The organism is Streptomyces sp. MGP-BFMKR1, from assembly GCF_057766585.1.
Genome location: NZ_CM173408.1, coordinates 7,450,052 through 7,473,426, shown reverse-complemented (window position 1 = coordinate 7,473,426; position 23,375 = coordinate 7,450,052). Strand labels below are relative to the sequence as shown.

Here is a 23,375-nt window from a genome sequence, read left to right as displayed (position 1 = left end):
GCCAAGGTCCAGCAGGGCCGCTCCGGGTTCCGGACGGCTCGGCTCCGGTGGCCGAGAGGGCCCGCCCTCGTACGCCACGACGGTGGCTCCGCTTGGCCGAGTGCCCCCGGTCGCCTCCGACCCGGTCACGTCCGGCCAACGCGCGCCCGGTCAGTTCGGGCAGCGCCCGGTCAGGGAACGGCCACCGAGGCGGGTACGGCGCGCCGCGGGGTCACCGAGACGAGCCCTTCGACACGGACGACTCGGTGGCCGGATCGGACGCCGCTTCGGCATCCGCCTCTTCGGCATCCGGCGCTTCGGCGGCCGACGCCCCGGGCGAGTCGCCGGGCGGGGCCCCCCGCCCCTTGATGCGTCGCGTGATGGCCTTGCCGCCGACGATGAGCACCACCGCGCTGACGATGACGGCCCCGCCGAGCAGCAGGTTCGGGCTGAGTTCCTCCTCGCCGAGCAGGGTGCCGAGCGCGACGGCGACCACCGGGTTGACGTAGGCGTAGGTGGCCATCGTGTCGTTGGGCAGGGTCGCGTTGGCGTAGCCGTACGCCGTGAAGGCGAGCATGGAGCCGGCGACGACCAGCCACAGGAACCCGACGATCGACTCGGTGGAGACGTTCGCGAGCTCCAACTCGCCGAACTCGCCCTTGACCCCGGCGAGGGCGACCAGCAGCACCCCACCGATCACCATCTCCAGCGAGGCCACCACCAGCGGGTGGGGCGGCAGCGAGGCGCTGCGGGCGTAGACCGACCCGGCCGCCCAGCACAGCGACCCGATGAGGACGAGTATCGCGCCGCCGGTGTCCACGTCGGCGCCCGGCCCGCCCACGAGGACGCCGACGCCCACCGTGCCGAGGAGGAGCGCGAGGGTCATCGTGAGGGTGACCCGCGTCTTGGTCACCGCGGCGTTGATCAGGACCATCCAGACCGGGACGGTCGCCACGATGAGGGCGGCGAGGCCGGAGTCCACGGTGGTCTCGCCGACGCTGAGCAGACCGTTGCCGCCGACCAGCATCAGGGCGGCGACGACGAGGGCGGAACGTACGTGCAACCTGGTCGGCCGATTGGCCCCGCTCGCGTGGCGCGGCGCGACGATCGCGTACATCACCACGCCCGCGATGAGATAGCGGAAACCGGCCATGAGTAGTGGGGGGATGGTGTCGACGGCCATCTGGATGCCGAGGTACGTGGACCCCCACACGACCCACACCGTGACCAGGGCCAGCCAGGGTAGGAGGGAGCGGCGCGTAGACGTCAACTTAGGCTCAGTGAGCATCTGGCCTCATTTACTAAGGCAAGCTACGTAGTATGGCTATGCGAGGGTAAGTTGATCCGCCACGGAGGGCAAGTTGTCACTATGACACGACAGCTGGATGAGATTGATCGGACGATCCTTCGGGCGATGACGACGGACGGCCGGCAGACCGTCCGGGCGCTGGCGCGGATCGTCGGGCTGTCCGAGCCGTCAGTTCGTGAGCGCCTACAGCGCCTTGAGCGCGACGGCGTCATCACCGGGTACCGCGCGGAGCTCGATCCCGCGAGCGTCGACGCGACCACGGCGGCCTTCGTCGCGGTGCGCTTCGAGCCCAACCAGGACGCGAAGGACCAGATCAACAAGCGGCTCGAACACGAGGACTGCGTGTTGGAGGTGCACGAGGTGGCGGGCGAGGACTGCTACTGGCTCAAGGTGCGCGTGTCCGGTACGCACGCGCTGGCCGAGTCGCTGGACCGCATTCGGGCGATCCCGTCGGTACGCAGCACGAGCACCACCATCGTGCTGCGCACGGTCTTCGAACGACCGTTGGGCCCGGACACCGCGCGCCCGCGATAGGTCGACGACACCGCCTCGCCCCGGCGTTCCGGCCGGCCCGGCGGCGGGTCACGACGGCCGAGTGGCGCGCGCGAGCGCCCTGGCGACGCCCGGGGGCAGGGCGGCCGTGCCCGGGCGGCCCGCCGCCGGAGTGTGCCGGGAGGCGTCGGGGCGGGTCGCGTCGATGGCGCGTGGCTCAGCCGGCGTCCGTCGCGCCGGCGCAACAGGCCGCGCCCGCGCTCGCGGTGGAGCCTGCCGTGGGGTGTGTGTCCTCCGCCGCGACGGGCGGGTTCGGCTCGGACGCCACGGGCGCCTGAGGGGATGACGCCGCGCTGGCGCCGAGGGTGTCGGCGTCCGCCTTCACGACGTAGACCTCCCACGGCTCGCGGCCCGGGCCGTGCACCCACACCTTGTCCTGTACGGCATAGCAGCACGCGGTGTCGTTCTCTTCGAACGTGGCCAGGCCGGCCTCCTTGAGCCGGTCGGCCGCCGCCGTGACCTCCGCCGTCTCGGCCACCTCGATGCCCAGGTGGTCCAGCGCGGTCGGCTGCCCCTGCTCGCCCTCGATGAGGACGAGCTTGAGCGGCGGGGAGGCGATGGCGAAGTTGGCGTAGCCCGGGCGGCGCTTGACGGGCTCGGCGCCGAGGAGCTTGGAGTAGAAGGCGATGGAGCCCTCCAGGTCGGCGACGCGCAGGGCGAGCTGGATGCGGGACATGGCCCCTCCAAAAGAGTGATGACGCTCCGTCGTACGGCACGGGCGGCGCCGGAGGCGGCACGCCTGTCGCGCCGTGCGAACCCCGGAACGGCCAACCGGACCACCGGCCGGCCGACCACGCAGACGGCCGAAAACCTTCGCCCCCGCCCTCATCAGCATGCGCCCTGATTCGATGAACGTCAATACAGTGCGGGCGGGCGCAGCCAGCGACCGATACGCCCCGCCCGGAGGCCGCGTGCCCGGTCGCCGAACGGGGCGGGGCGCGGCTCGCGAGCCTAGAAGCAGCCGGCGGGGAGGGTGGCGCCGCCGGCGTACAGGTGCCTGATGGCCGCGGCGAAGGAATAGCAGTCGAAGAGCGCCGAGTGCTCCTCGCCGGCGAAGGGCTTGGGCAGTCCCAGGACCTTCCACAGGCGGCCCACGTTGGCCTCGGCGGTCGCCGGCGCGAGGGTGTTCACCCAGGGGCGCACATTGAGGAAGTGGGCGGCGAGAAATCCGCTCTTCACCTCTTCGCCCCGCGCACGCGCCCAGCCCACGTTCTCCCCGAGGACGACCATGTCGTTGCCGTACGAGAGGACGGACTGGCCGCGGCAGAACGTCAGGAAATCACCGAGCGCGGCGGCCGGCGACAGCCCGTCCCGGTCGACCTCCTCCTGTGTGATGCCGGTGAGGCCGGTGAAGTACGGGGACAGTTCGGGATTGACCACGGGGCGCACCAGCACCTCGTACTCCTCGGCGACGGTGAGGTCGTCCCGCAGGCGTAAGGCGCCGATCTGCACGATCTCCCGGAGTTGCCCCGGCGCCGCCCAGTCCTGCTCCAGCGCCCCGGGCCACGTGGTGAATTCGAGGTCGAAGATGACAAAGGTCGACAAAGCAGCTCCTCCTAGCGCGGAAATCCCGGAACTCAGGTCGCCGATGCGGGGCACGGGGTGGGAAACACGTACGGAAAGCCGTCCGGAATCCGTCGGAAAGGCGGTCGCCCGCCCTTTCCCAGCGCCCTGACCTTTCGCGGTGGCACCTCGCGGCGAGCCATGCGGTGCGCACCGCCGGAGCCCCGAAAGTGGCGCGGCACGACGCCCCGCGATAGGCGTTGAGATCTGGGCGTCATCGTATCGGCGGCGGGCCTCGCCCCCTCTTCTTCCCGGCGCTTCGCCACTCAGTGGACACGCGCCGTTGTGGTGCGGTTTTCCGCACTTCGCCGTCCGTACGCGAACCGGGGCCGACGCCCCGTCAGGCGGCGCGCGGAAGGGACGTGACACAGCCGCGCGAGGCCACCGGCGGACACGGCGGGACGGGACGGGACGGGCGACGCGGAGTCGGCGCTATCCGGCGGGGGTGGGCGCACCGCGGCGCCGGTGCCCTCACGCGCCGGCGTCGTGCCGGTCCGCGCGGGGTATGGGAGCGTCGCCGCTCAGTCGCTCGGGGCCGCCGTAACCGGGGCTGGCGTAGTCCGGGCTGGCATAGTCCGGGCTGGCGTAGCCGATGCGCGGGCGCTGCGGGCGGCGGTCGGCCCGCCGCCCCGGTCGCGCCTGTTCGCGCTCGGCCAGTCGGGCCCGCAGGAAGGGCAGCATGCCGCGCTCCAACAGGGCCTGCCGCCAGGTCTCCCGGGCCTGGTCCACGGCGGAGGCGCGCGCCGCGCGGTCCGGACCCGGCCGGGGTAGGGAGCGGTGTCGGAGGGCCGTGACGAGGAGGCCGGCCAGCGCCGCCGCCCCGGTCAGCACGGCGATCACGGCCGCGGTCCAGCCGGCGCGCACGAGCGCGTCGGCCGTCTCCGACGCCGCGTCGGCGACCTCCAGGACGTAGCCGAGCAGCAGGAAGGCCACGGCCGCCATGCTGGCCAGCAGCGGGGCGAGGACGGCGAGCGCGGGCAGCAGCCTGCGGCGCGCCCGCACCCACCGGCCGACCGGCGGCACCCGGCGGGGCCGCGTCGCGGCCGAGCCCCCGCCGGCGTCGGCCCGCGCGCTGAGGTAACGCGCGTACTCCGGCGCCGCGTTCGCCGCGATCTCCGACCGGCTGGCCTCGACGCGCTCGCGCAGCCAGTCGGCGAGGGCGGTGGTGTGGACGCCACGGCGCAGCCGCGCACGCATCTCCGTGGTGGCCAACGCCCGGTGCAGCACGTCGTCGAAGTCGGCCCGGTCTTCGCCGCGCAGCTCGGGCGCGCTCGTCATGGTGCTCCCCCGGGTCATGGGCGGAGCTGTCGCGTCCGCCTTCCGTTGCGCTGTTCTCCGCGAGCCTTCGCCGTTCCCGTCGAGGCGTCCCGCAAGGCTTAGAAATCTACAGCACTGTAGAAACTCGGGGGGCGGTAATGCGCCAGCGACCGGCCGGCCGCGCTCACCTCGGCCACCTCGGCCATCTCGGCCACCCAGCGGCAGCGGTCAGGTCAGGGCGAGGAGGCTGACGGCGACGGCGGCGGTGCCCAGGCCGACCAACTGGCCCCGGTGGATGCGCTCGGCGAGGACGCCGCGGGCGAGCAGGACGGTGCCGGCCGGGTACAGGGCGGTGATCACGGCGACGACGGCCAGGTCACCGCTGCGCGCGGCGAGCAGGAACAGCAGGTTGGCGACCGAGTCCAGCATGCCGGCCGCCGCCGAGATCGCGTACGCGGGCCGCTCCGGACCCAGCCGCCGGAACATGACCCCGGCGGCGGCCAGGATGACGGCGGAGGACACGGCCCGGCCGACGATCAGCGGGCCGACGCCGCTGTCGGAGGGCGCCTGGTGCAGGAAGACCAGTTGCAGGGCGATGGCGGCCCCGGCGCCGAGGGCCAGCAGCAGGGCGGTGCGCGACGGGCGCGCCCTTCCGGCGCCGTGCCCGGCGCTGACCAGCACCACCGCCGCCAACGCCAGCGGCAGTCCGACCAACCCGGCCAGCCCCAGGTGCTCGCCCTGCACCAGGCCCACGCCGACCGGCAGCATCGCCGAGACCAGCGCGGTCACCGGGGACAGGACGTTCATGGGGCCGATCGCCAGCGTGCGGTAGAGCAGGGCGAACGCGGCGGCCGAGGCGACGCCGGAGGCCGCGCCCCAGGCGAGGGTGGCGGGGGCGAAGGAGGCGCCGAGGAAGGGCCACAGCAGCAGTTCCACGGTGAGCGAGGCCGGGGCCGCGATCATGACGGTGCGCAGGACATGGGCCTTGCGGGCGCCGAGACCGCCGAGGAAGTCGGCGCATCCGTAGGCCAGTGAGCTGCCCAGGGCCAGCAGCAGAGCGATCACAGGTGGCACTTCCCTTACTATCATTGGAACGACCGCACCGTACAACGTAACGACCGAGAATTTCAATCAAACGACCGCGCGGTGCAGTGCTCTGATCCGCCGACCGAAGGGGCGACAGCGATGGCCGAGACCGAGGCGGCGCTGCGGACGCTCGCGCACAACGTCCGCGCGGCCCGCACCCGCGCCGGCCTGTCCCTGGACGAGCTGGGCCGCCGCGCCAAGGTGAGCAAGGGCGCCCTGGTCGCCCTGGAGAAGGCGCAGGGCAACCCGAACTTCGCCACCCTGGTCCGCCTCGCCGACACCCTCGGCGTCTCCGTCTCCGCGCTCATGGAGGGCAGCCCCGAGCAGCGTGTCCGGGTGGTGAGCGCCGACGCCGTCATGCCCCTGTGGAAGGGTGAGCGGGGCGGCGAGGCCCGACTGATGCTGACCACCAGCGGGCCCGCGCCCACCGAGGTCTGGCGGTGGACGCTGGAACCCGGCGAGGAGTACCCCAGCCACCCCCACCAGGCCGGCGTCACGGAGACCATCAGCGTCACCGCCGGACGCATGGTGCTCGTCGTGGACGGCGTCGAGCACCCGGTCGCGGCCGGACAGACCGCCACCTTCGACGCCGCCCACGCGCACACCTACCGCGGCTCGGGCACCGAACCCTGCCACCTAGTCATGACCGTCCACCTCCCGCCGGGCCCGGCGTAACGGCTCGGCGGCTCGGCGGCTCGACTACTCGACAGCTCTCGGTCGACCGGGCGCCACCGACCGCCCGCCGTCGCGCGGCGGCGAGGCCGAGCCCAACTGGCGGGCGCGGCAGCCCCGTTCGGCGGCGCGACGACCGGCCCCGGCCCTCATCCCCACCTCCGCGGCCTCATCTCATGTCAACACGTGCGCCCTTGCGCACATGATGGCTAGAGTTGACGGGCGAGCAACCGGTCACCGGTGGAGGGAAGGCCATGCTGTCCGTGTTACGCCGCCACCGCGGCTACCGCCGCCTGTTCACCGCGCAGGTCATCGCGCTCGTCGGAACCGGTCTGGCCACCGTGGCGCTGAGCCTGCTCGCCTACGACCTCGCCGGCTCGCACGCGGGATCGGTCCTCGGCACCGCGCTGGCGATCAAGATGGTGGCCTACGTCGGGCTCGCCCCGCTGATCAGCGCCCTGGCGCGTCAACTGCCGCCGCGCCCGCTGCTGGTGAGCGCCGATCTGGTCCGCGCCGCGGTCGCCCTCGCCCTGCCGTTCGTGGACGCGGTCTGGCAGGTCTACGCGCTGATCTTCGTACTCCAGGCGGCCTCGGCCACCTTCACGCCGGCCTTCCAGTCGCTGATCCCGCGACTGCTGCCCGCGGAGGACGACTACACCCGCGCCCTGTCCCTGTCGCGCCTGGCCTACGACCTGGAGGTCCTGTTCAGCCCGCTGCTGGCCGCCGCGCTGCTGTCGCGGATCACCTACGACTGGCTCTTCCTCGGCACCGTGATCGGCTTCCTCGGCTCGGCCGCCCTCGTCCTGTCCGCCGCTCTCCCGGGGCCCGCGGCGGCCCCCGCCGACGGCACCCCCGGGCTCGCCGCCCGGATCACCCGCGGCACCCGCGTCCTCCTGGCCACACCCCGGCTACGGGCGCTGCTCGCCCTCACCCTGGCGATCGCGGCGGGCGGCGCGATGGTCATGGTCAACACCATCGGTTACGTACGCGACCACCTCGGGCGCGCCACGTCCGACGTCCCGGTGGCGCTCGGCGCCTACGGAGCGGGCTCCATCGCCGCGGCGCTGCTGCTCCCCACCCTGCTGCGCCGCGTCAGCGACCACACGCTGATGCTGCCCGCCGCCTTCGCGTCCGCCGCCCTGCTGCTCGCCCTCGCCGCCCTCACCCGGACGGGGGCCGGCGCCTGGCAGTGGCCGGCCTTGCTGGCCATCTGGTGCGCGTTCGGCGTCACCGAGTCGGTCATCATGACCCCCACCGGCCGGCTGATCCGCCGCTCGGCCTCCGCCGCCGACCTCAACGCCACCTTCGCCGCGCAGTTCTCGCTCGCCCACGGCTGCTGGCTGCTCACCTACCCGGTGGCCGGGTGGCTGGGATCGGCCGCCGGACTGGCCGTGGTGGCGCTGGTGTTGGGCGCGGTGGCGCTGGGCGCGGCGCTCGCCGCCTGGCGCCTGTGGCCCGCGCCCGACACCTCGTACCTGCCGCACGTGCACACCACGCTGGCGTACGGGCACCCGCATCTGGCCGACGCCCAGCCGGCGGGCGGCGGCTGGCTGCACACGCACGAGTTCGTCATCGACGACCTGCACGACCGCTGGCCCCTGCGTCCCCACCACACCTGAGCCTCGGCCTGCCCTTCCCCGTTCCGAACCGCCCGAGTGCCCCGTCCACCACTCCCCCGGCGGGCCCTCCGCCGCGCTCACGCCTGGCCGGCGCCCTCGCCCGGCGCGGCCGTCACCGCGCCCCGCTCCGCGGGCGAACCGTCGTACGGCACGTCCGCCGCGGGCTCGCCCGCCGGCGCTTGCTTCCCGCTTGCCACGCCCCGCACCGGGTCGCCGGCACCCTCATCGGCCGGGGGAACGGGCCCGGGACCGTGGTCGGTCGCGGCGGCGGTCGAGGGGGTGGGCTCGGCGCCCCGGCGTCCCGGCCGGGCGCGTCGACGGGTGGCGCCGGGGCCGGACGGGGCGGGCAGGCTGTGGTGCCCGTGGCTGGCGACCATCTGGCGCACCCACACCTCGGCCGTGGCGTCCCAGTCGCGCCGGTCGGCGTCACCGTGGCTGACGAGGTGTCGGTTGAGCAACCCGTGGCCGTGCGCGAACAGGCCGTCGGGCTTGTCCGCCTCCAGGATGACCTCCACGCCTCCCGGGTTGGCCAGGAACGTCACCTGCAACTCCCGCATGACCGCCGCGTGACGGGGCGCCGGGGCGAGCCCGATGACCTGGTACAGCGGGAGGCGTTGGCTGGTGCCGTGGATGAGCCCGTGTTCCAGCCTGGCCGAGCGGAAGCCGAAGCCGAGCCGGTCGAGCGCGGCGAGCAGGGAGTCCTGGACGGGCAGCGGGGCCACCCGCAGCGGGACCAGGTCGCTCCTGCCCCTGGTCCCGGTCGCCGTGAGTTCGGCGCGCACGTCGAGCGTGACGTCCAGCGCCGCCCCGGACAGTTCGGTCACCGGGGTCTCCCACGGCAGCCGTACGTCGAAGAGGAGGCTGCGCTGCTCGCGCCGGCCGAGCCGGAAGCTGCCGGGCAGGGTGAACCGCGCGCAGACGGCCTCCGACGCGGACCCGCCCGCCCCCGGCGCGGCGCCGACCTGGGCGACCAGCTCCAGGGTGAGACGGTCGATGTCGCAGTCGGCGTTGCCGCCCAGCAACTGGAGTTGGCCGGTGAGCCTGCCGCCGGGCAGCGCGGCCTTCGGCATGAGGGTCGTGTCGAGACTGGGGCCGCCCCGGCCGAGAGGGGCAGGCACCTTCGTGAACACCATCGCGGCGTTCTCCTTCACATGGGTGACGGGGGCGGGGTACGCGACGCCGCACGCGGTCGCGGGACAACGATGGGCGCTCCACTGCCAGTTCGGCGACCGCGAGCAGCGCCCGTGGGCACCCGGTCGCGCGGGCTTCGACCGCGCACCGGGCTTCCACCCGGTGCGTGCCCCGCCAGACCCCGGCCCACCCCGCGCCCCGGCGACGGTTTCCGAGTGACCGGCGCATTGGGGCGCGTTCGCCGTAGCCCCGGGCGCCCGAGCGCGCCCCCTCGCCCGCCCGTCACCCGGCCCACCGCATCCCCGTCGGGCACCGGCGGAGGTGGCGACGCAGGCACCCGCCACGGCGCCGCGCCCCTCCCCGTACCCCCCGTTCGCGCCGCACAGTGGCGCCCCTCCAGACTCCGCGTTTCTACAAAACTGTAGAAGCATAGAGGGATCGCCTGACCCCTCGCACGTTCTTTCGTCCGCGGCGACGAAACGGCCGACAGGGCGCCGCGGTCACCAACCCAACCGACCGCCCACCGCCCCCACGAACCACACCGCGAACACACCCCCGCACCGCCCCACACCCGCCCGTACCCCATCCCACACGAGCGCGAGCGCGCCCCGCATCCGAAGAGTACGCCGCCGCCGAACTGGCCGCGTGCGGTTATCCCTTGGCGCCACCTCGGCCCCCACGGAGCGGCCGGCCGGGGTAGGGGGCCGAGGCAGCGGGGCGGGGCAGCGGGGCGACGACCGACTGGGCCCCCGTTCCCCGGGCTGCGGGGCCGCAGGCCAGGGACCAGCGCCGTGGTTGGCAGACTGGGCACATGAACAGCGAGTCCACCCCCTCCGCCGAGCCCGCCGCCGCGTCGCGGGCGGGCGACTGGATCACCACCCCCCTCACCGCGGACCTCGTGCGGGGCGCGCTCGACCTGGAGCACACCGCGGACGGTGTGCTGCCGCACCGGCTGCCGGCCCGGGCCCGCGCGCAGTGCGCCGACGGGCAACTGGCCATGGCCGAGGCGCAGCCGTCCGGCGTGCGGCTGGCGTTCCGCAGCCGGGCCACGGCCATCGAGCTGGACACCCTCCCCACCAGGAACGTCTACCAGGGCGTGCCGCCCCGCCCGGACGGCGTGTACGACCTGCTCATCGACGGCCAGCTCACCGACCAGGCCAGCGCCACGGGCGGCAACACCCTGCTGATCGACATGGCCACCGGGTCCCGCGAGACCCGGCCCGGGCCGGTCGGCACCCTGCGGTTCACCGGCCTGCCCGACCGCCCGAAGGACATCGAGATCTGGCTGCCGCACAACGAGATCACCCAGTTGGTCGCCCTGCGCACCAACGCGCCCGCGCATCCCACGACACACCCGACGCGCCGGGTGTGGCTGCACCACGGCTCCTCGATCAGCCAGGGCTCCAACGCCGCGAGCCCCTCCACCACCTGGCCGGCGCTGGCCGCGGCGCGCGGCGGCGTGGAGCTGGTCAACCTGAGTCTGGGCGGCGGGGCGCTGCTCGACGCCTTCACCGCCCGCGCGATGCGGGACACCCCCGCGGACCTGCTCAGCGTCAAGATCGGCATCAACCTGGTGAACACCGACCTGATGCGGCTGCGCGCCTTCACCCCGGCGGTGCACGGCTTCCTCGACACCCTCCGCGAGGGGCACCCGACCGCGCCGCTGCTCGTCGTCTCACCCCTGTTCTGTCCGATCCACGAGGACACCCCCGGCCCCGCGGCCCCCGACTACGGCTCGCTCGCCACGGGGCAGCTCCGCTTCGCGGCGACCGGCGACCCGGCGGAGCGGGCCGGCGGAAAGCTGACCCTGAACGTGATCCGGGACGAGTTGGCCCGCATCGTGGCCCAGCGCGCCACCGACGATCCGCACCTGCACTACCTCGACGGACGACTCCTGTACGGCGAGGCCGACTTCGCCGAACTGCCGCTGCCCGACGCGCTCCACCCGGACGCCGCCACCCACCGCCGCGTCGGCGAGCGCTTCGCGGCCCGCGTCTTCGACGCGGACGGTCCGTTCGCCGCGTAGGGGCTGACGCCGTCGCGGGTTCGACGCCGTCGCGGGTTCGCGGAAGCCGGGTCGGCAGGGCGCGGTTCGGCGGGGACGGGGGACGCCCGGCGCGCGGGCGAGGGCGAGGGCGCTGTCGCGCGGGCCCGGGAGCCGTGGTCCGCTCCCCCGTGGCTCACGCGGTGGACGAGAAGGCGTCGACGCCGGTGAGTTCGGCGGAGAGCCGCCACAGCCGCGCCGCCTCCTCGGGGTCGGTGGCGTGCTCGTACACTCCGCTGGTCAGCGGGCCCGCACTGGTGTGGGAGGCGATGTCGCAGTCCTCGCAGTAGACCCCACCCAGGTGGGCCAGCCGCGGCGCGGTGGCCGCCCAGACCTGGGTGGCGGCCCCCTGGGCGGGCGTCTTCATGTTCGGGTCGTTCGGATTGCCGTCCGCGTCGACCCAGCCGGCGGCGATCTGTTCGGCCCGGGGTACGTGGCGGGCGAGTTCGGTGAGGATGACGCCGGGATGCACCGCGAAGGCCCGGATGCCAGCTCGCGCGCCCAGCGCGTCGAGGTGCACGGCGAAGAGCGCGTTGGCCGTCTTCGCCTGGCCGTACGCCGCCCACTTGTCGTAGGCGCTCGTGAAGTGCACGTCGGCCCAGCGCATCGCAAGAGTTGGTGCCCGTTGGAGGAGACCGACACGACCCGCCCCCCGTCGCGCGCGATCGCCGGCCAGAGACGGTTGACCAGGGCGAAGTGGCCGAGGTGGTTGGTGGCGAACTGTGCCTCCCAGCCCGGCCCGACCCGCGTCTCGGGACAGGCCATGACGCCGGCGTTGTTGATCATCAGGTCGATGGTGCGGCCGGAGGCGAGAAACCCCTCGGCGAAGCCCCGGACGCTGTCGAGGTCGGCCAGGTCCAGCGCCGCCACCTCCACCGCGTCGAGGTCGGCCAGCGCGCTCCGCGCGACGTCCGGGCGCCGGGCCGGTACGACGACACGGGCGCCCGCGGCGCACAGCGCCCGTGTCGTCTCCAGCCCCAGTCCCGCGTAGCCACCCGTGACGATCGCGAGTCGCCCGGCGAGGTCGACCCCGCGCACCACGTCCCGCGCCGTACTCCGGGCTCCGAAGCCTGAACCGATGGCGTGTTGGGGAGTTGTCATGCCAGCACGCTAGGTACTGGAGCGCGCTCGAAGGCAAGCCCCGCGGACCCCGTGGCCCGTGGTCCCGCCGCCGACGCCTCAGCCCTCGCGGCTGGTCAGGTAGGCGTCGATGGCGCGCATCGTGTCCTGGGTCCCGCCCCTGCGGTAGAGCCAGTGCGCCACGACGTCCACCGTGAGCAGGGTCGCCTTCGGGTACGAGCGCGCCATGCGCCGCGCGCCCGGCAGCGGGGTCGCCAGGTCGTGGGTGGCGTTGGCCACCAGGACGGGTGGCAGGTCGCCCTTCGCCCGGGCGGGCTGGGGCAGCGGTGGCATGGTCCAGCCCTGACAGCCGAGGACGGCGTCCAGGGCCTGCGCGTTGTAGCGGACGTGTGGTGCGGCCTTGGCGACCCGCTCGCGGATGGCCCGGTACTCGGCGTAGTCCCGGATCCGGAAGTCGTAGTCCCGGCACAGTACGAGTTGCGTCTCCAGGGAGGAGCCGCCGGGGACCCAGTGCACCTCGCCCCTGCCGGTGCGCAGGGCGGCCAACTGGCGTGCCGTCTCCTCCTGGCTGCCCTTGCCGAGCGCGAAGGTGAGGAAGTCGGACAGTCGGTCGGCGTCCACCGGGACCGACGTCGGCCCGTTCGGGCCCGGCTCGCGGAGGGTGCCCGCGTCCGCCCGGGCGAAGAGTTCATCCGTCACGGCCGTCACGCTCTGCCCCTTGAGCGCACAGGCCGCGTCCCGCTCGCACCAAGCCGCGAGCCGCTTCAGGGTGTTGTTGGTGGTGACGCTGCCGTCCGTGAGGTAGCGCTCGGCGGTCGGCCTGGCCGGGTCCATCGCGCTGTCCAGGGCGAGCGCGCGCAGGCGGCTCGGGAACAGGCGCGCGTAGCGCTCGCCGAGGAAGGTGCCGTACGAGTGGCCGATGAAGCTGATCCGGTGTTCGCCGAGGGCGGCGCGGATGGCGTCCATGTCGCGGGCCACGCTCTCGCCGTCCATGTGCGCGGCGAGCGGCCCCGTCTCGCGGAGGCAACTGTCGGCCAACCGGCCGTTCAGCGCCCGCAGTCGGGCGAACTCGGCCGCGCTGGCCGGGCGGGACGGGGTCGCGTCCCTGATCGTCTCGTCGCAGCGGGCGCCCTGGCTGCGGCCGATGCCGCGCGGGTCGAAGCCGACCATGTCGAAGCGTCGGAGCATGGCCGGCTCGTAGCCGCTGATGGGATCGTCCGCGTACAGCGCGTCATCCGCTCCGGGCGCCCCCGGGCCGCCCGGGTTCGACATCAGGACGCCGATCCGCCGCGCGGGGTCGGTGGCCCGGTAGCGGGCGACGAAGAGGCCGATCTTGGGCCCCTTGGGCTTCGACCAGTCCAGCGGCACCTTGACCGTCGCGCACCGCGCCCTCGGGCTGGGGTCGGGATAGGGCGGGTCCGCCTTGGGACAGGCACCCCACCGAAGAGTCGACGTCGGCGAGTCGGCGCGCGATGGTCCGTCGCTGGCCGCCGCGCCGGGGGCGGCCAGGGTGGCGGAGGCCGCCAGGGCGAGGAGTACGGCGGGCACCCGCCGCCGCGCGCCCGACTTCTGGCACGTACGCATGCTCGTGTTCATGCGCGTCACTGTTACGGCCCCGCATGGTGACCCCGCTATGGGCACATGATGGGAACGTAACAACGCCCGCGGACTGGGCACACCGCCCCGTACGCACGGCCAACCCGCCGACCGAACCCGCCCTCGCCGCCTGGCGGGTCGGCGGGCTGGCAGGCTGGGCCGAAGGGTTGGCGGGTCGCCGGGGGCGGGGGTGCCTCTATGTCTTTCGTCAAGGCGTCCGGGTTCGGTTTGGGGTGGTTCGGGCTCGCTGGGTTATGCGGCGAGTTCGACGTCCTTGGGGGCGCGGGGTTCGTAGAAGGTGCCATCGCGGAGCATGGCGAACAGGACGCTGATGCGCTGGCGGGCGAGGCGGAGGAGGGCCTGGGTGTGGGTCTTGCCGCGGGCTCGCTGGCGGTCGTAGTAGGTGCGGGAGGCCGTGTCGGCGTTCATGCAGGCGAAGGCGGAGAGGAACATGGCGCGTTTGAGCTGCCGGTTTCCGCCTCGGGGTGCGTGTTCACCGTGGATAGAGGTTCCCGACGACTTCGTGGTGGGGGCGAGTCCTGCGTAGGAGGCGAGGTGGGCGGCGGTGGGGAAGCTGGTGCCGTCGCCGACGGTGACCAGCAGGACGGCGGCGGTCCTGACGCCGACGCCGGGCATCGACGTCAGGACCGGGGAAAGAGGGTGGGCCTCCAGCAGGGTGTTGATTTGGGCTTCCAGAGCCCGGCGCTGGGTATGGACGGTGGCCAGGGAGGAGGCCAGGGTGGGGATGACGATGTCGAGCGTGCCGGTGCCGGGGACGACGACGGTCTGCTCGTCGAGTGCGTCGAAGACATCATCGATCAGCCGCTGGGCCATGCGCGGGGCTTTGGGCCGGATCAGTTCGACGAGTCTGCGGCGGCCGGCTTTCCGCAGTGCGGCCGGGGAGCCGTGGCGTTCCAGCAGCCAGGTGACGGCCTGGTGGTCGAGGCGGGGGCCGAGGACGCGTTCCAGGCTGGGATGGAACTGGGTGAGCAGGCCGCGTATCCGGTTGCTGGTGCGGGTGGCCTCGGCGGCGAGGTCCTGGTCGAACCCGACCAGGACAGTGAGTTCGGCGGTGATTTCGTCGGTGAGCTCCAGCGAGCGCAGCGTGTGCGGCATGGTGCGGGCCGCGTCCGCGATCACGGCCGCGTCCTTCGCATCGGTCTTGGCCTCGCCTGGATACAGGTCAGCGATCCGCCGCATCGCCAGGCCAGGCAGGTAGGCGACCTGGCAGCCCGCGTCCCGGGCCACGGTCAGAGGCAGAGCGCCGATGGAGGCGGGCTGGTCCACGACCACCAGGACGGTGCCGAACTTCGCGGCCAGCTTGTCGAGCACGGCCCGCAGCTTCGGCTCGCTGTTGGGCAGCTGTTTGTCGAAGACCTTCTTGCCCGCCGGGGTGAGTCCGTGGCCGTGATGGGCACTCTTGCCGACGTCCAGGCCCAGAAACACACCCACGTCTTCGGTGTCGAACATCGCGCCCTCCCGGAGGTGTTGACGGTGCCGGCCTCGGCAGCGGTGTCGTACTCGCGCATCCACGTTATGCAGACCTGCCGCCCGCGAGCTGTCCGGCATTACGCCGGACCGGACGGTGGCCGGACCTCTGATCAGCGTCTCCGACGGCACCCCTCGGACCCGGTGACACCACCCCCCAGGTCATCCCATCGACAGGGGGCAACAGTCATGCCGGGCCCGGAGGCCAGCGGCCCTCTTGCAGGACCGCGAAAAACATAACGGGGCCGGCGGCCGGGGGGCCGGTCCGTACGCTCAGAAGGTCCAGCGCGTGTGGCTGTAGACCCCGCCGTCCCGGCCGAAGCCGTACGCCGTGTCCGGGGCCAACCCGAAGACCAGCACCTCGCCCTTCCGGATGCCGTCCGCCATACCGAAGAAGGTGCCGTCGGGCGAGGTCATGTGGTCCCCGTACTTCGCCTCGTGGGCGGCGATGACCTCCTCCAGCAGCGCCGGGTCCGTCACGCGCTCGGCCACGCCCTCCGCGACGATGTCGAGCCCCTCGGTGAGCGCGTTGCGGCCGGTGGTGAGCGCGCAGTGCGGGTCGTGGGCGAGGTTCTTCGCCTTCTGCTCGCCGGGGCCGGTGGAGAAGTAGAGCGCGCCGTCGTGCCAGGCCCCGACCAGCGGGGTGACGTGCAGCCGACCGTTGGGGCGCACCGTGGACAGCCAGAAGATCTCGGCCGCCGCCAACTGGCGAAGGGCCTCGTCCCACGCGACGGCCGTGACGGCCTCGGCGCCGGGGCGTGGGTTGGTCGCCGAGCTGTACCGGGCGTCCAGCTCGCCTACGGGTTCCGATGCGGGCATGCGGGTCTCCTCACGTTCGTGTGTTCTCCCCGTAACGATCAGCCAGCGTGGCGAGTTTCACCGCACCGTCCGTTCCTGGCGGGAGAGTTGCCGGCATTGAGGGTGCGTACGGCCACGGCGTCCATGCCGCTCACCCGGGCCCACAACCAGACGTTGACCCTGACCCGCGTGTTCGTTGTTTGCTTCCCCGTCGTCCGGATCGCTTTGATGACGCGGTCAGCCACTCGCCGGCCCGTCGCCGCGACCGCCGGGCGCCACCCGACGACCACGCCACCCGCCACCCGCCACCCGCCACCCGCCACCCGCCACCCGCCACCACCGGAGGATTTCGCATGCCCGACGAGGACCGTCTCTACGTCCACACCCCCGAGTTCGCGCGGGTGGCCGAGCGGATCGAGTACGTCACCACGCTCACGTCACGCCTGAACGTCCTGCCCTTCGACGACAGGGCCGCCCGGGCGGCCCTGCTGTGCGAGATCACCGGCGGGAAGGTGCCCGACTCCGTCACGGTCTATCCGCCCTTCTACACCGACCACGGGCTCGGCATCGACTTCGGCGAGCACGTCTTCGTCAACCAGGGCTGCACCTTCCTGGACCAGGGCGGCATTCGCCTGGGGGACGGCGTCCTGATCGGCCCGAAGGTCAACCTCATCTCGTCCGACCATCCGCTCCCGGCCTCCGAGCGCAGCGCGTTCATCACCCGGGCCCCCGTCACCATCGGGGCCAACGCCTGGCTGGGGGCGGCCGTGACGGTGCTCCCGGGTGTGACGATCGGCCGCGGCGCCGTGGTGGGCGCTGGCGCCGTCGTCACCAGGGACGTGCCCGCCAACACGCTGGTGACGGGGACGGCCGCGTTCGCGCGCAAGCGCTGGGACGACTGAGCGCGCGGGGCCGGCGGAACGCCCACGGGAGACCACGGCCGAGGGGCGCCGCTCAGCCGATCGCGCGGCGGTAGACCTGCCGCGAACCGCCCTCCGGCCCCGGGTCGGCGGCCTCCGCGGGGCTGAACCCCAGGCGCTCGTAGAAGACGCGCGCCCCGCTGGCCACGGCGCCCGGATGGTCCGCCCCGAAGGTGATGACCTCGACGCTGCCCGGCCCCCGGACGAACCTCCGCTCCGCGTCCGCCATGAGTGCCCGCCCCACACCGCTCCCCCGTGCCTGGGCCGAGACCACCAGCCAGTCCACGTGGTACGTCGGCGCCTGCCCGCCGAACAGCAACCCGCCGAGCAGTGGCGACTGTCCCGACACGGCCACCAGCGCCGACGACCGACGTATGTGCTCCCGCACGGCGCGGTGGAAACCCGGCTCGGCCACCATCGCTCCGAACCAGTGCTCGACCTGGGCCGCCAGCTCCAGGAAACCGGGGAAGTCCTGCTCGCGCGCGATTCTCGTAGTGATCACAGAGGCAGCTTCGCAGACGCGCCGACGGCCTCGACGTGCCACCATCGGGTCCCGCCCCGCCCGCCACACCGCCCGGCCGCCCGCGCTGTGCGGGCGCCGGTCTCATACGCCGAGCAGCGCACGGGAGTTGGGCCCCGCCCCGGGCTGGTAACGGCGTGCGGTACCCGACGCGCCGGGGGCCCGGTCGCCGCCGGAGCGGGAGGCGCCGGTGGTGTGGCCGCCCGTGCCGGTGATGGTCGGTATGCGGGCCCAGACGGTCTTGCCGGCGCTCGTGGGGTGGGACCAACCCCAGGACTCGCTGAGCCTGGTGATGATGTGCAACCCGCGCCCCTGTTCGGCCAGCGGATCGTCGGGGCCCACCACCGGGGCCCGGGGGCTGGGGTCGGCGACGGCGCACAGCAGGGCGTTGGCCTTGCGGATCAGGGCCAGCCAGGCGTGCTGGCCGGCGTGCGAGTGTGCGGCGCCGAAGGCGTGTTGGTGGGCGTTGGCGACCAGTTCGGTGGTGATGATCTCGGCGTCGTCCAGGTAGGCGCCCAGGTCCCAGGCCCGGAGCGTGGCCCGTACGAAGCGGCGGGACGCGGGGATGTTCTGGGCGGTGCCGTCGAGGCGTAAGGCGGACATGCTGCCGGTCGTCAACCCGAGCGCGCACGCCCAGTCCTGCTGGGCGCCGCGCATCAGTGCGCCGAGTTCGGGGGCCTCCCGTTCGGCCACTGGGGTCCGCAGGTGGCGCTGCCTGCCGCTGCGCGCTGACACGTGGGGGTCTGCCGGCATGGTTCATTCCTCCGAGGGATTTCCCAGTGAAGGCATCGAGTTGGGAAGCGTCCCCTGGATAGTGTCGCCTCTCAGCCGCTGAGGCAATTGCCTCTTGGAAATTGCCCCGATCGACTCACAGTGAAGCCATAGCGAAGGCTTTGGGCTGCCCGATCGCATTTCTCGGCGGATAACTTGTTCGAATTACGGCAAGAAAGTGGTGACCCGTGCAGCAGGTGCACAACGGAATGACGCCGGCCAGTGCGATTGCCGGCGTGACGTGGGTGAAGAGCCAGCGGACGGCGCAGGAGGGCCAGTGCGTCGAACTCGCGGCGCTCGCGGACGGCAGGGTGGCGATGCGCAACTCGCGCCACCAGGACGGGCCGGCCCTTGTGTACACGCGTGACGAGATCGCGGCGTTCCTCGACGGCGCGAAGCGTGGCGAGTTCGACTTCATGATCGACTAAGTCGCCCCGCCTTCACGCCCAATGGCGTCGGCGCGCGCACTCCTCGGTGGAATACTGGATCCAAGTCTTCCACCGAGGAGCGTGCATGGAAGCCGAAGCAGCCCTTCCGGCGTCAGAAGCAGCCTTTCCGGCGTCAATCGAGCAGTACGCGGCCAAGGCGGGTCACGGTCCGGTCGTGGTGCGCGTGGCCCTGGCCAGCCATCTCCGGCAACGCCGCCTGGCCGCCGGCGTGTCCATGGAGCAGGCAGCCGCACACCTCAAGGTCACGCCGTCGAAGATCAGCCGCCTGGAGAACGGGCGACGCCCCTGCCAGGCATGGGACGTGGTGCGCCTGCTCCAGCTCTACGGGGCGCCGCAGGCCCACATCGACCAACTCGTGGGGCTCGTCGGCGTCTCCACCGAACCGGGCTGGTGGAGCTCGTTCGGGATTCCCAAGTGGTTCGAGCTACTGGTGGGGTTGGAGGCCGCGGCGGAGCGGATTCGCATCTACGAGTCGATGCTGGTGCCGGGCCTGTTGCAGACCGACCACTACGCGTGGCACATATCCCACGGTGACCAGGACGACGAGGAGGCCCGACAGCGCCTGGAGGTGCGGCTGCAGCGCCAGCGCAACGTTCTCGACGGCGGCGGACAGTCGTTGTGGGTCGTACTGGAGGAGGCGGCACTCTTACGCGCGGTGGCCCCGCGCCCGGTGATGCGGGCCCAGATGGAGCGCCTGCGCTCGCTGGCCGACCGCTCGGGCATCACCCTCCAGGTCGTGCCCTTCGACCAGGCCCACTTCAGCCCCCGGGTGCCGTTCACCCATCTGCACTTCGCGGAACCGGAGTTGGCCGATCTGGTCTACATCGAACAGGTCGACGACGCCATCTACCTGGACAAGGCGGACGACGTCGAGAAGTACCGCGCCAAGCTGGACCACCTCTCGGCCTCGGTGCTCACCCCCGAGCAGACCTGTCGCAGGCTGGACGAGGCGATCCGCTTCTTCGAGTAACCCGGCCCGCCGCTGTCGCCCCACACCCGGGCGCGGGGTCACCCCGAGGTGCGGGCCACGCCCCCGTACTCGATCCACTCGTCGCCCGGCTGCTTGCGGACCAGGTCCGTGTCCTGGCGCCAGGTGGAGATCTCCACCAGGCCCGGGGGCACCAGGTGCAGGCCCTCGAAGTACGCCGCCACCTCCCGAGGTTCACGCACCCGGCCCCAGTCGCCGCCGGTGCTGCGCCGCATGAAGTCCGTGGTGGCCTGCCGGGTGGCGGGGTCCTCGCTGACGAGGTGGCTGATGACCAGGAAGCTGCCCGGCGGCATCGCGGACACGACGCGGCGTACGAGCGCCGCGGGATCGTCCTCGTCGCGGATGCAGTGCAGTACGGAGACGAAGAGCGCGGCCATCGGCTCGGTGAAGTCCAGCAACCGCCGCACGCTCGGGTCACCCATGATCGCCTCGGTGTCGCGCATGTCGGCCTGGATGACGGCGGTGCGCGACTGGTCCTCAAGGAGCGCCCGCCCGTGCGCGAGGACGATGGGGTCCTTGTCGACGTAGACCACCCGGGCTGCGGGGTCGACCTGCTGCGCGACCTGGTGCACGTTGTCCTGGGTGGGCAGCCCCGAGCCGTGGTCGAGGAACTGGCGTATCCCGCACTCCTGCGCCAGGTAGCGCACGGCCCTGCGCAGGAAGTGGCGGTTGTTCTGGGCGAGGATCTTCGTGCTCGGTGCGAGAGCGGAAAGTTCCTCGCACGCCTTGCGGTCGGCGGCGAAGTGGTTGCTGCCGTCGAGGTAGTAGTCGTACATGCGCGCCACGCTGGGCTGGCTCGTGTCCACGCCGCGCGGTGAGGCGGGGCTCCGCGCGAAGTGCCCGTCCATACAGCCCCCTTGAGACGATCGCGGTTCCTCGAGCGCGCTCATCCTAGGTGGGTCGGTGCTGACGTGACAGGTCCGCCCGAGACCACGGCAGGCGCAGGGAAGTGAATCAGCCACTGTGATGGGCGCGGGGCGCAACCGTGCGCGCCGGGTTCGTCAACGCGCGCTCCCTCGCACTCCCGCGAGGTCGGGCTCGCTCACCGCGGCAGGTCCCGGAGGGCCGTCCGCAGGTGCGTCGCGATCACCGCCGGGTCCACGCCCATCAGGTGCGCGGACTGGTCGGTGGTGAGGGAGAGGCGGTAGCGCAGGATGAGGGCGTCCGCCTGGTCCGCGGGCCAGGCCCGGTGCAGCGTGTCGGGTGGCCGCGGGTCGCTCGCCCGCGCGGCCGCCTGCACGCGGGCGCGCAGCAACCGCCAGGCCACGGCGGGCAGGCAGGCGCTTCGGAGCGCGCCGTCCCAGTTCAGGGCCAGGTCCCCGAGGGCGGCGGCCACCGCGTTCCGGCTCGCGGCCTCGTGGCGGAGCCGGACGTGGCTGTAGCGGTGGTAGGACTCCTGGTGGCGGAGGCAGAAGGCGGTGTACTCCAGCGGCAGGCTGATGACCAGGGACGTCGGGTGGGCCACGGTCGCCTCGGCTGGCGCTCGCTGGGGACACCCGACCCGCACGGTCACTCACCCTCGACCCACCCGGCCGCGCCGCGCCGGGCCGGGCCACCGTCGGCCAGGGTCTCCAGCGGGGCGTCCAGGGTGGCGAGCAGCGTGTAGTGCAGCCCCTCCCACACGGCGCGCAGGTCGCCAGGGCGCGCTCCCAGGGCGGAGACGAGCGCGCTGAGCCGCGCCCAGTCGGGCACCTCGGCGCCGGCCAGCACGCGCTTGACCCACTCCGCGGACAGCGCCTCGCTGGCCTTGCACACCTGTTCCACGTCGGGGCAGGCGGCGGCCAGGTACAGGCCCATCACGGCCGCGTGCACCCGGCGGGCCGCCTCGTCCACGCCCACGCGCGCCCGGGGGGCCAGTCCGTGCGCGCTCTCCCACAGGTGGCGCACGTACTCCGGCCTCCCACCGCACTCCCGCACCAGGGCCTCGACCACCGGCCAGGCCGCCGAGCGCTCCCCGCTGAGGACGCGCGAGATGTACGAGGGCGAGCGCCCGACCGCCCGGGCCAACTCCTGCAGGGAGCGATCGCCGTGCAACTGGCTCAGCGCCGCCGCCAGGGCCCGCCCCGCGCGCTCCATCGCGGCGTGCTCCCCCTGGCTCGCCGCGCTCGCCCGGCCGGGGCTGACCCGGGGCGCCTCGTCGCGGCCCGCCCCGCGCTCGCGGTCACGACGCCCCAGGAGACGCCGCACCTCCCCCTCGCCCCACCGCGTGCGGGCCGTGTACGTGCTCACCGCCGCCGCCGCGGCCACCTCGTCCCAACTCCGCCCCGCGCGGCGGCCGTCCTCGACCGCCGCCGCGACGTAGCACTCCACCTCGCGGGCGAGCCTCCTGGCCCGCTCCAACACGGCCTCCAACGCGGCGCCGGCCTGCTCGGCCGCCAGCAGCGCCGCGACCTCCTCGGGCAGGCCCTCGGCGACCGACAGCGCCAGCCCCGTGGACACCGGCTGGCTCGACCGTTCGCGCTGGCCCTGCGAGCGCGCCCGCTGCGCCCGTCGCCGACACGCCGTCGAGCAGTAGACCCGTCGACGGCCCGGCCCCTGGCGCACGTCCATGCCGCGGCGGCAGAACGCGCAGGCGTGCTTCACCTCGGACACCGGGAAACCACCTTCTCCCCCACCTCGTTTTTCTCCCTGACGTGATGCCATTTCCGCGCCGCGCGGGACAGCAATGTCAGTTCATCGCCCCTGGACACGCGAGTGCGTTCAGTGGCCGGTGCGGCGCGGTGACCGACCCGCCCGGACACGGCCACTCGTTGAAGCGTCGATAAACCCGCAGGCAGACACGGCGCTATTCCCTTGCCCGGCACTCCCATACGACCCGCGCGCCCGTCATCCCGCGCCGGCGCGACTGGCACGCGTATCGGCCGGTGTTGGCAACCAGGCGGCGCCGACAACCGCGCCGGGCGGATGACAGCCCTGGCAATTGCCGCACCGGCATTACTCGGCCAAAAGCCCTGGATGCTACGGTCGCAGCACGTCAAAGGGTGCCCCCGGTTGGCCCCTTCGAACTGATGGTTCGCACATCGAATACCCTTTCGCGTGAACCGTCTCGCACGAGGGCCCCGGATCTGCTTGCCGGCCGTCCGGGGCCGCCTCAACGTGAGTCATACAACGGTCAGTTCGTTCCGCGAGGACAGTACCGCTCCCGCGACAGCCGCCGCCATCGGCTCTGCACTTTATGCAGGAAATGTATTTTTCGCCGCCACCCTTGGGACGATTGCGCGTCCCATCCGGTCGGCACGCGTTCGGGAATTCCTCGTACGGTCATTCTCCCCGGCGGCGAGTAGCACAGAATTCCGAAATCGCGGCGCGCCTCCCGGACAAGGGATACGTGGGGGCCGTCGCGAGCGGACGCACCCGCCGTCAGGGGCCCGCCCGCCACCCGATAACCCGGTGCCAGCCCTCCGGCGCCCGCCGTAGCGCGACGAGACCGAGTGACCAAACCGGGTGACGCGGCGCTGACTCCGGCCGCTGGCCGTGGTGTCGCGTCCTCGGTGGCGGGCCGTGCGTGAGGGGGGTACCCGGCCCGGGCCGGGTACCCCCCTACGCGCGCTCG

General features: G+C 73.0%; 21 protein-coding genes and 1 pseudogene. 7 read left to right on the top strand and 15 right to left on the bottom strand.

Annotated features, from left to right (window positions below; all coding sequences use genetic code 11):
• Positions 1-211 precede the first annotated feature (211 nt).
• The gene (locus AC3CHW_RS30055) at positions 212-1,267 is read right to left on the bottom strand and encodes an EamA family transporter (RefSeq protein ID WP_398610486.1); all 1,056 of its coding nucleotides are present in this window, start codon (positions 1,265-1,267) and stop codon (positions 212-214) included.
• An 81-nt stretch (positions 1,268-1,348) separates the two neighbouring features.
• On the opposite strand from AC3CHW_RS30055, the gene AC3CHW_RS30050 reads away from it, so the two are divergent.
• Positions 1,349-1,822, top strand: a complete 474-nt coding sequence (locus tag AC3CHW_RS30050) for an Lrp/AsnC family transcriptional regulator (RefSeq protein WP_488468555.1) — start codon at positions 1,349-1,351, stop codon at positions 1,820-1,822.
• Between the two features lie 175 nt (positions 1,823-1,997).
• Here the strand turns inward: AC3CHW_RS30050 and AC3CHW_RS30045 are convergent, their stop codons facing one another.
• The 4 genes from AC3CHW_RS30045 to AC3CHW_RS30030 form a co-directional block, all read right to left on the bottom strand.
• Entirely contained in the window at positions 1,998-2,516 is a 519-nt protein-coding gene (locus AC3CHW_RS30045) for an ArsI/CadI family heavy metal resistance metalloenzyme (protein ID WP_398610487.1), read from the bottom strand.
• A gap of 275 nt (positions 2,517-2,791) precedes the next feature.
• The gene (locus AC3CHW_RS30040) at positions 2,792-3,385 is read right to left on the bottom strand and encodes an exonuclease domain-containing protein (RefSeq protein WP_488468554.1); all 594 of its coding nucleotides are present in this window, start codon (positions 3,383-3,385) and stop codon (positions 2,792-2,794) included.
• 489 nt (positions 3,386-3,874) lie between these two features.
• Complete coding sequence (locus AC3CHW_RS30035; RefSeq protein WP_488468553.1) at positions 3,875-4,681, bottom strand: serine/threonine-protein kinase; 807 nt, start codon at positions 4,679-4,681, stop codon at positions 3,875-3,877.
• A gap of 207 nt (positions 4,682-4,888) precedes the next feature.
• Complete coding sequence (locus AC3CHW_RS30030) at positions 4,889-5,725, bottom strand: EamA family transporter (protein WP_398610490.1); 837 nt, start codon at positions 5,723-5,725, stop codon at positions 4,889-4,891.
• A 120-nt stretch (positions 5,726-5,845) separates the two neighbouring features.
• On the opposite strand from AC3CHW_RS30030, the gene AC3CHW_RS30025 reads away from it, so the two are divergent.
• Positions 5,846-6,421: a helix-turn-helix domain-containing protein gene (locus AC3CHW_RS30025; RefSeq protein WP_488468552.1), complete on the top strand. Its 576-nt coding sequence runs from the start codon at positions 5,846-5,848 to the stop codon at positions 6,419-6,421.
• Positions 6,422-6,672: 251 nt separating this feature from the next.
• Positions 6,673-8,037 (top strand): MFS transporter, encoded by a 1,365-nt coding sequence (locus tag AC3CHW_RS30020; protein WP_488468551.1) that lies wholly within the window; start codon positions 6,673-6,675, stop codon positions 8,035-8,037.
• Positions 8,038-8,114: 77 nt separating this feature from the next.
• On the opposite strand, the gene AC3CHW_RS30015 is transcribed toward AC3CHW_RS30020, so the two are convergent.
• A complete protein-coding gene (locus AC3CHW_RS30015; RefSeq protein ID WP_488468550.1) occupies positions 8,115-9,170 on the bottom strand; it encodes a sporulation protein in 1,056 nt (351 codons plus the stop codon).
• Positions 9,171-9,979: 809 nt separating this feature from the next.
• On the opposite strand from AC3CHW_RS30015, the gene AC3CHW_RS30010 reads away from it, so the two are divergent.
• Positions 9,980-11,194, top strand: coding sequence for a GDSL-type esterase/lipase family protein (locus tag AC3CHW_RS30010; protein WP_488468549.1), 1,215 nt, complete (start codon positions 9,980-9,982; stop codon positions 11,192-11,194).
• A 154-nt stretch (positions 11,195-11,348) separates the two neighbouring features.
• On the opposite strand, the pseudogene AC3CHW_RS30005 reads toward AC3CHW_RS30010, so the two are convergent.
• The 4 genes and pseudogenes from AC3CHW_RS30005 to AC3CHW_RS29990 all read right to left on the bottom strand — a co-directional run bounded on the left by AC3CHW_RS30005 (position 11,349) and on the right by AC3CHW_RS29990 (position 16,195).
• Positions 11,349-12,313, bottom strand: a pseudogene (locus tag AC3CHW_RS30005) (SDR family NAD(P)-dependent oxidoreductase).
• Positions 12,314-12,391: 78 nt separating this feature from the next.
• The gene (locus tag AC3CHW_RS30000; protein WP_488468548.1) at positions 12,392-13,888 is read right to left on the bottom strand and encodes an alpha/beta fold hydrolase; all 1,497 of its coding nucleotides are present in this window, start codon (positions 13,886-13,888) and stop codon (positions 12,392-12,394) included.
• Positions 13,889-14,140: 252 nt separating this feature from the next.
• Positions 14,141-15,358 (bottom strand): IS110 family RNA-guided transposase, encoded by a 1,218-nt coding sequence (locus AC3CHW_RS29995; protein WP_488468547.1) that lies wholly within the window; start codon positions 15,356-15,358, stop codon positions 14,141-14,143.
• Positions 15,359-15,649: 291 nt separating this feature from the next.
• Complete coding sequence (locus tag AC3CHW_RS29990) at positions 15,650-16,195, bottom strand: pyridoxamine 5'-phosphate oxidase family protein (protein WP_187118158.1); 546 nt, start codon at positions 16,193-16,195, stop codon at positions 15,650-15,652.
• 332 nt (positions 16,196-16,527) lie between these two features.
• On the opposite strand from AC3CHW_RS29990, the gene AC3CHW_RS29985 reads away from it, so the two are divergent.
• Complete coding sequence (locus AC3CHW_RS29985; RefSeq protein WP_488468546.1) at positions 16,528-17,076, top strand: DapH/DapD/GlmU-related protein; 549 nt, start codon at positions 16,528-16,530, stop codon at positions 17,074-17,076.
• Between the two features lie 52 nt (positions 17,077-17,128).
• Here AC3CHW_RS29985 and AC3CHW_RS29980 read toward each other — a convergent pair whose 3' ends face one another.
• Entirely contained in the window at positions 17,129-17,641 is a 513-nt protein-coding gene (locus tag AC3CHW_RS29980; protein WP_488468545.1) for a GNAT family N-acetyltransferase, read from the bottom strand.
• A 57-nt stretch (positions 17,642-17,698) separates the two neighbouring features.
• Positions 17,699-18,367 carry an ATP-binding protein gene (locus tag AC3CHW_RS29975; protein ID WP_488468544.1) on the bottom strand — a complete coding sequence of 223 codons (669 nt, stop codon included), beginning with the start codon at positions 18,365-18,367 and terminating at the stop codon, positions 17,699-17,701.
• A gap of 206 nt (positions 18,368-18,573) precedes the next feature.
• Here AC3CHW_RS29975 and AC3CHW_RS29970 point away from each other — a divergent pair, with 206 nt between their 5' ends.
• Positions 18,574-18,813 carry a DUF397 domain-containing protein gene (locus tag AC3CHW_RS29970; RefSeq protein ID WP_187085814.1) on the top strand — a complete coding sequence of 80 codons (240 nt, stop codon included), beginning with the start codon at positions 18,574-18,576 and terminating at the stop codon, positions 18,811-18,813.
• An 85-nt stretch (positions 18,814-18,898) separates the two neighbouring features.
• Positions 18,899-19,804, top strand: coding sequence for a helix-turn-helix domain-containing protein (locus tag AC3CHW_RS29965; RefSeq protein ID WP_398610501.1), 906 nt, complete (start codon positions 18,899-18,901; stop codon positions 19,802-19,804).
• Positions 19,805-19,842: 38 nt separating this feature from the next.
• On the opposite strand, the gene AC3CHW_RS29960 is transcribed toward AC3CHW_RS29965, so the two are convergent.
• From AC3CHW_RS29960 to AC3CHW_RS29950, 3 genes are all read right to left on the bottom strand, one after another.
• Positions 19,843-20,670 carry an SAM-dependent methyltransferase gene (locus tag AC3CHW_RS29960; RefSeq protein WP_488468543.1) on the bottom strand — a complete coding sequence of 276 codons (828 nt, stop codon included), beginning with the start codon at positions 20,668-20,670 and terminating at the stop codon, positions 19,843-19,845.
• A 194-nt stretch (positions 20,671-20,864) separates the two neighbouring features.
• Positions 20,865-21,287 (bottom strand): hypothetical protein, encoded by a 423-nt coding sequence (locus AC3CHW_RS29955; protein WP_488468542.1) that lies wholly within the window; start codon positions 21,285-21,287, stop codon positions 20,865-20,867.
• Positions 21,288-21,331: 44 nt separating this feature from the next.
• The gene (locus AC3CHW_RS29950) at positions 21,332-22,414 is read right to left on the bottom strand and encodes a helix-turn-helix domain-containing protein (protein WP_488468541.1); all 1,083 of its coding nucleotides are present in this window, start codon (positions 22,412-22,414) and stop codon (positions 21,332-21,334) included.
• Positions 22,415-23,375: the final 961 nt, after the last annotated feature.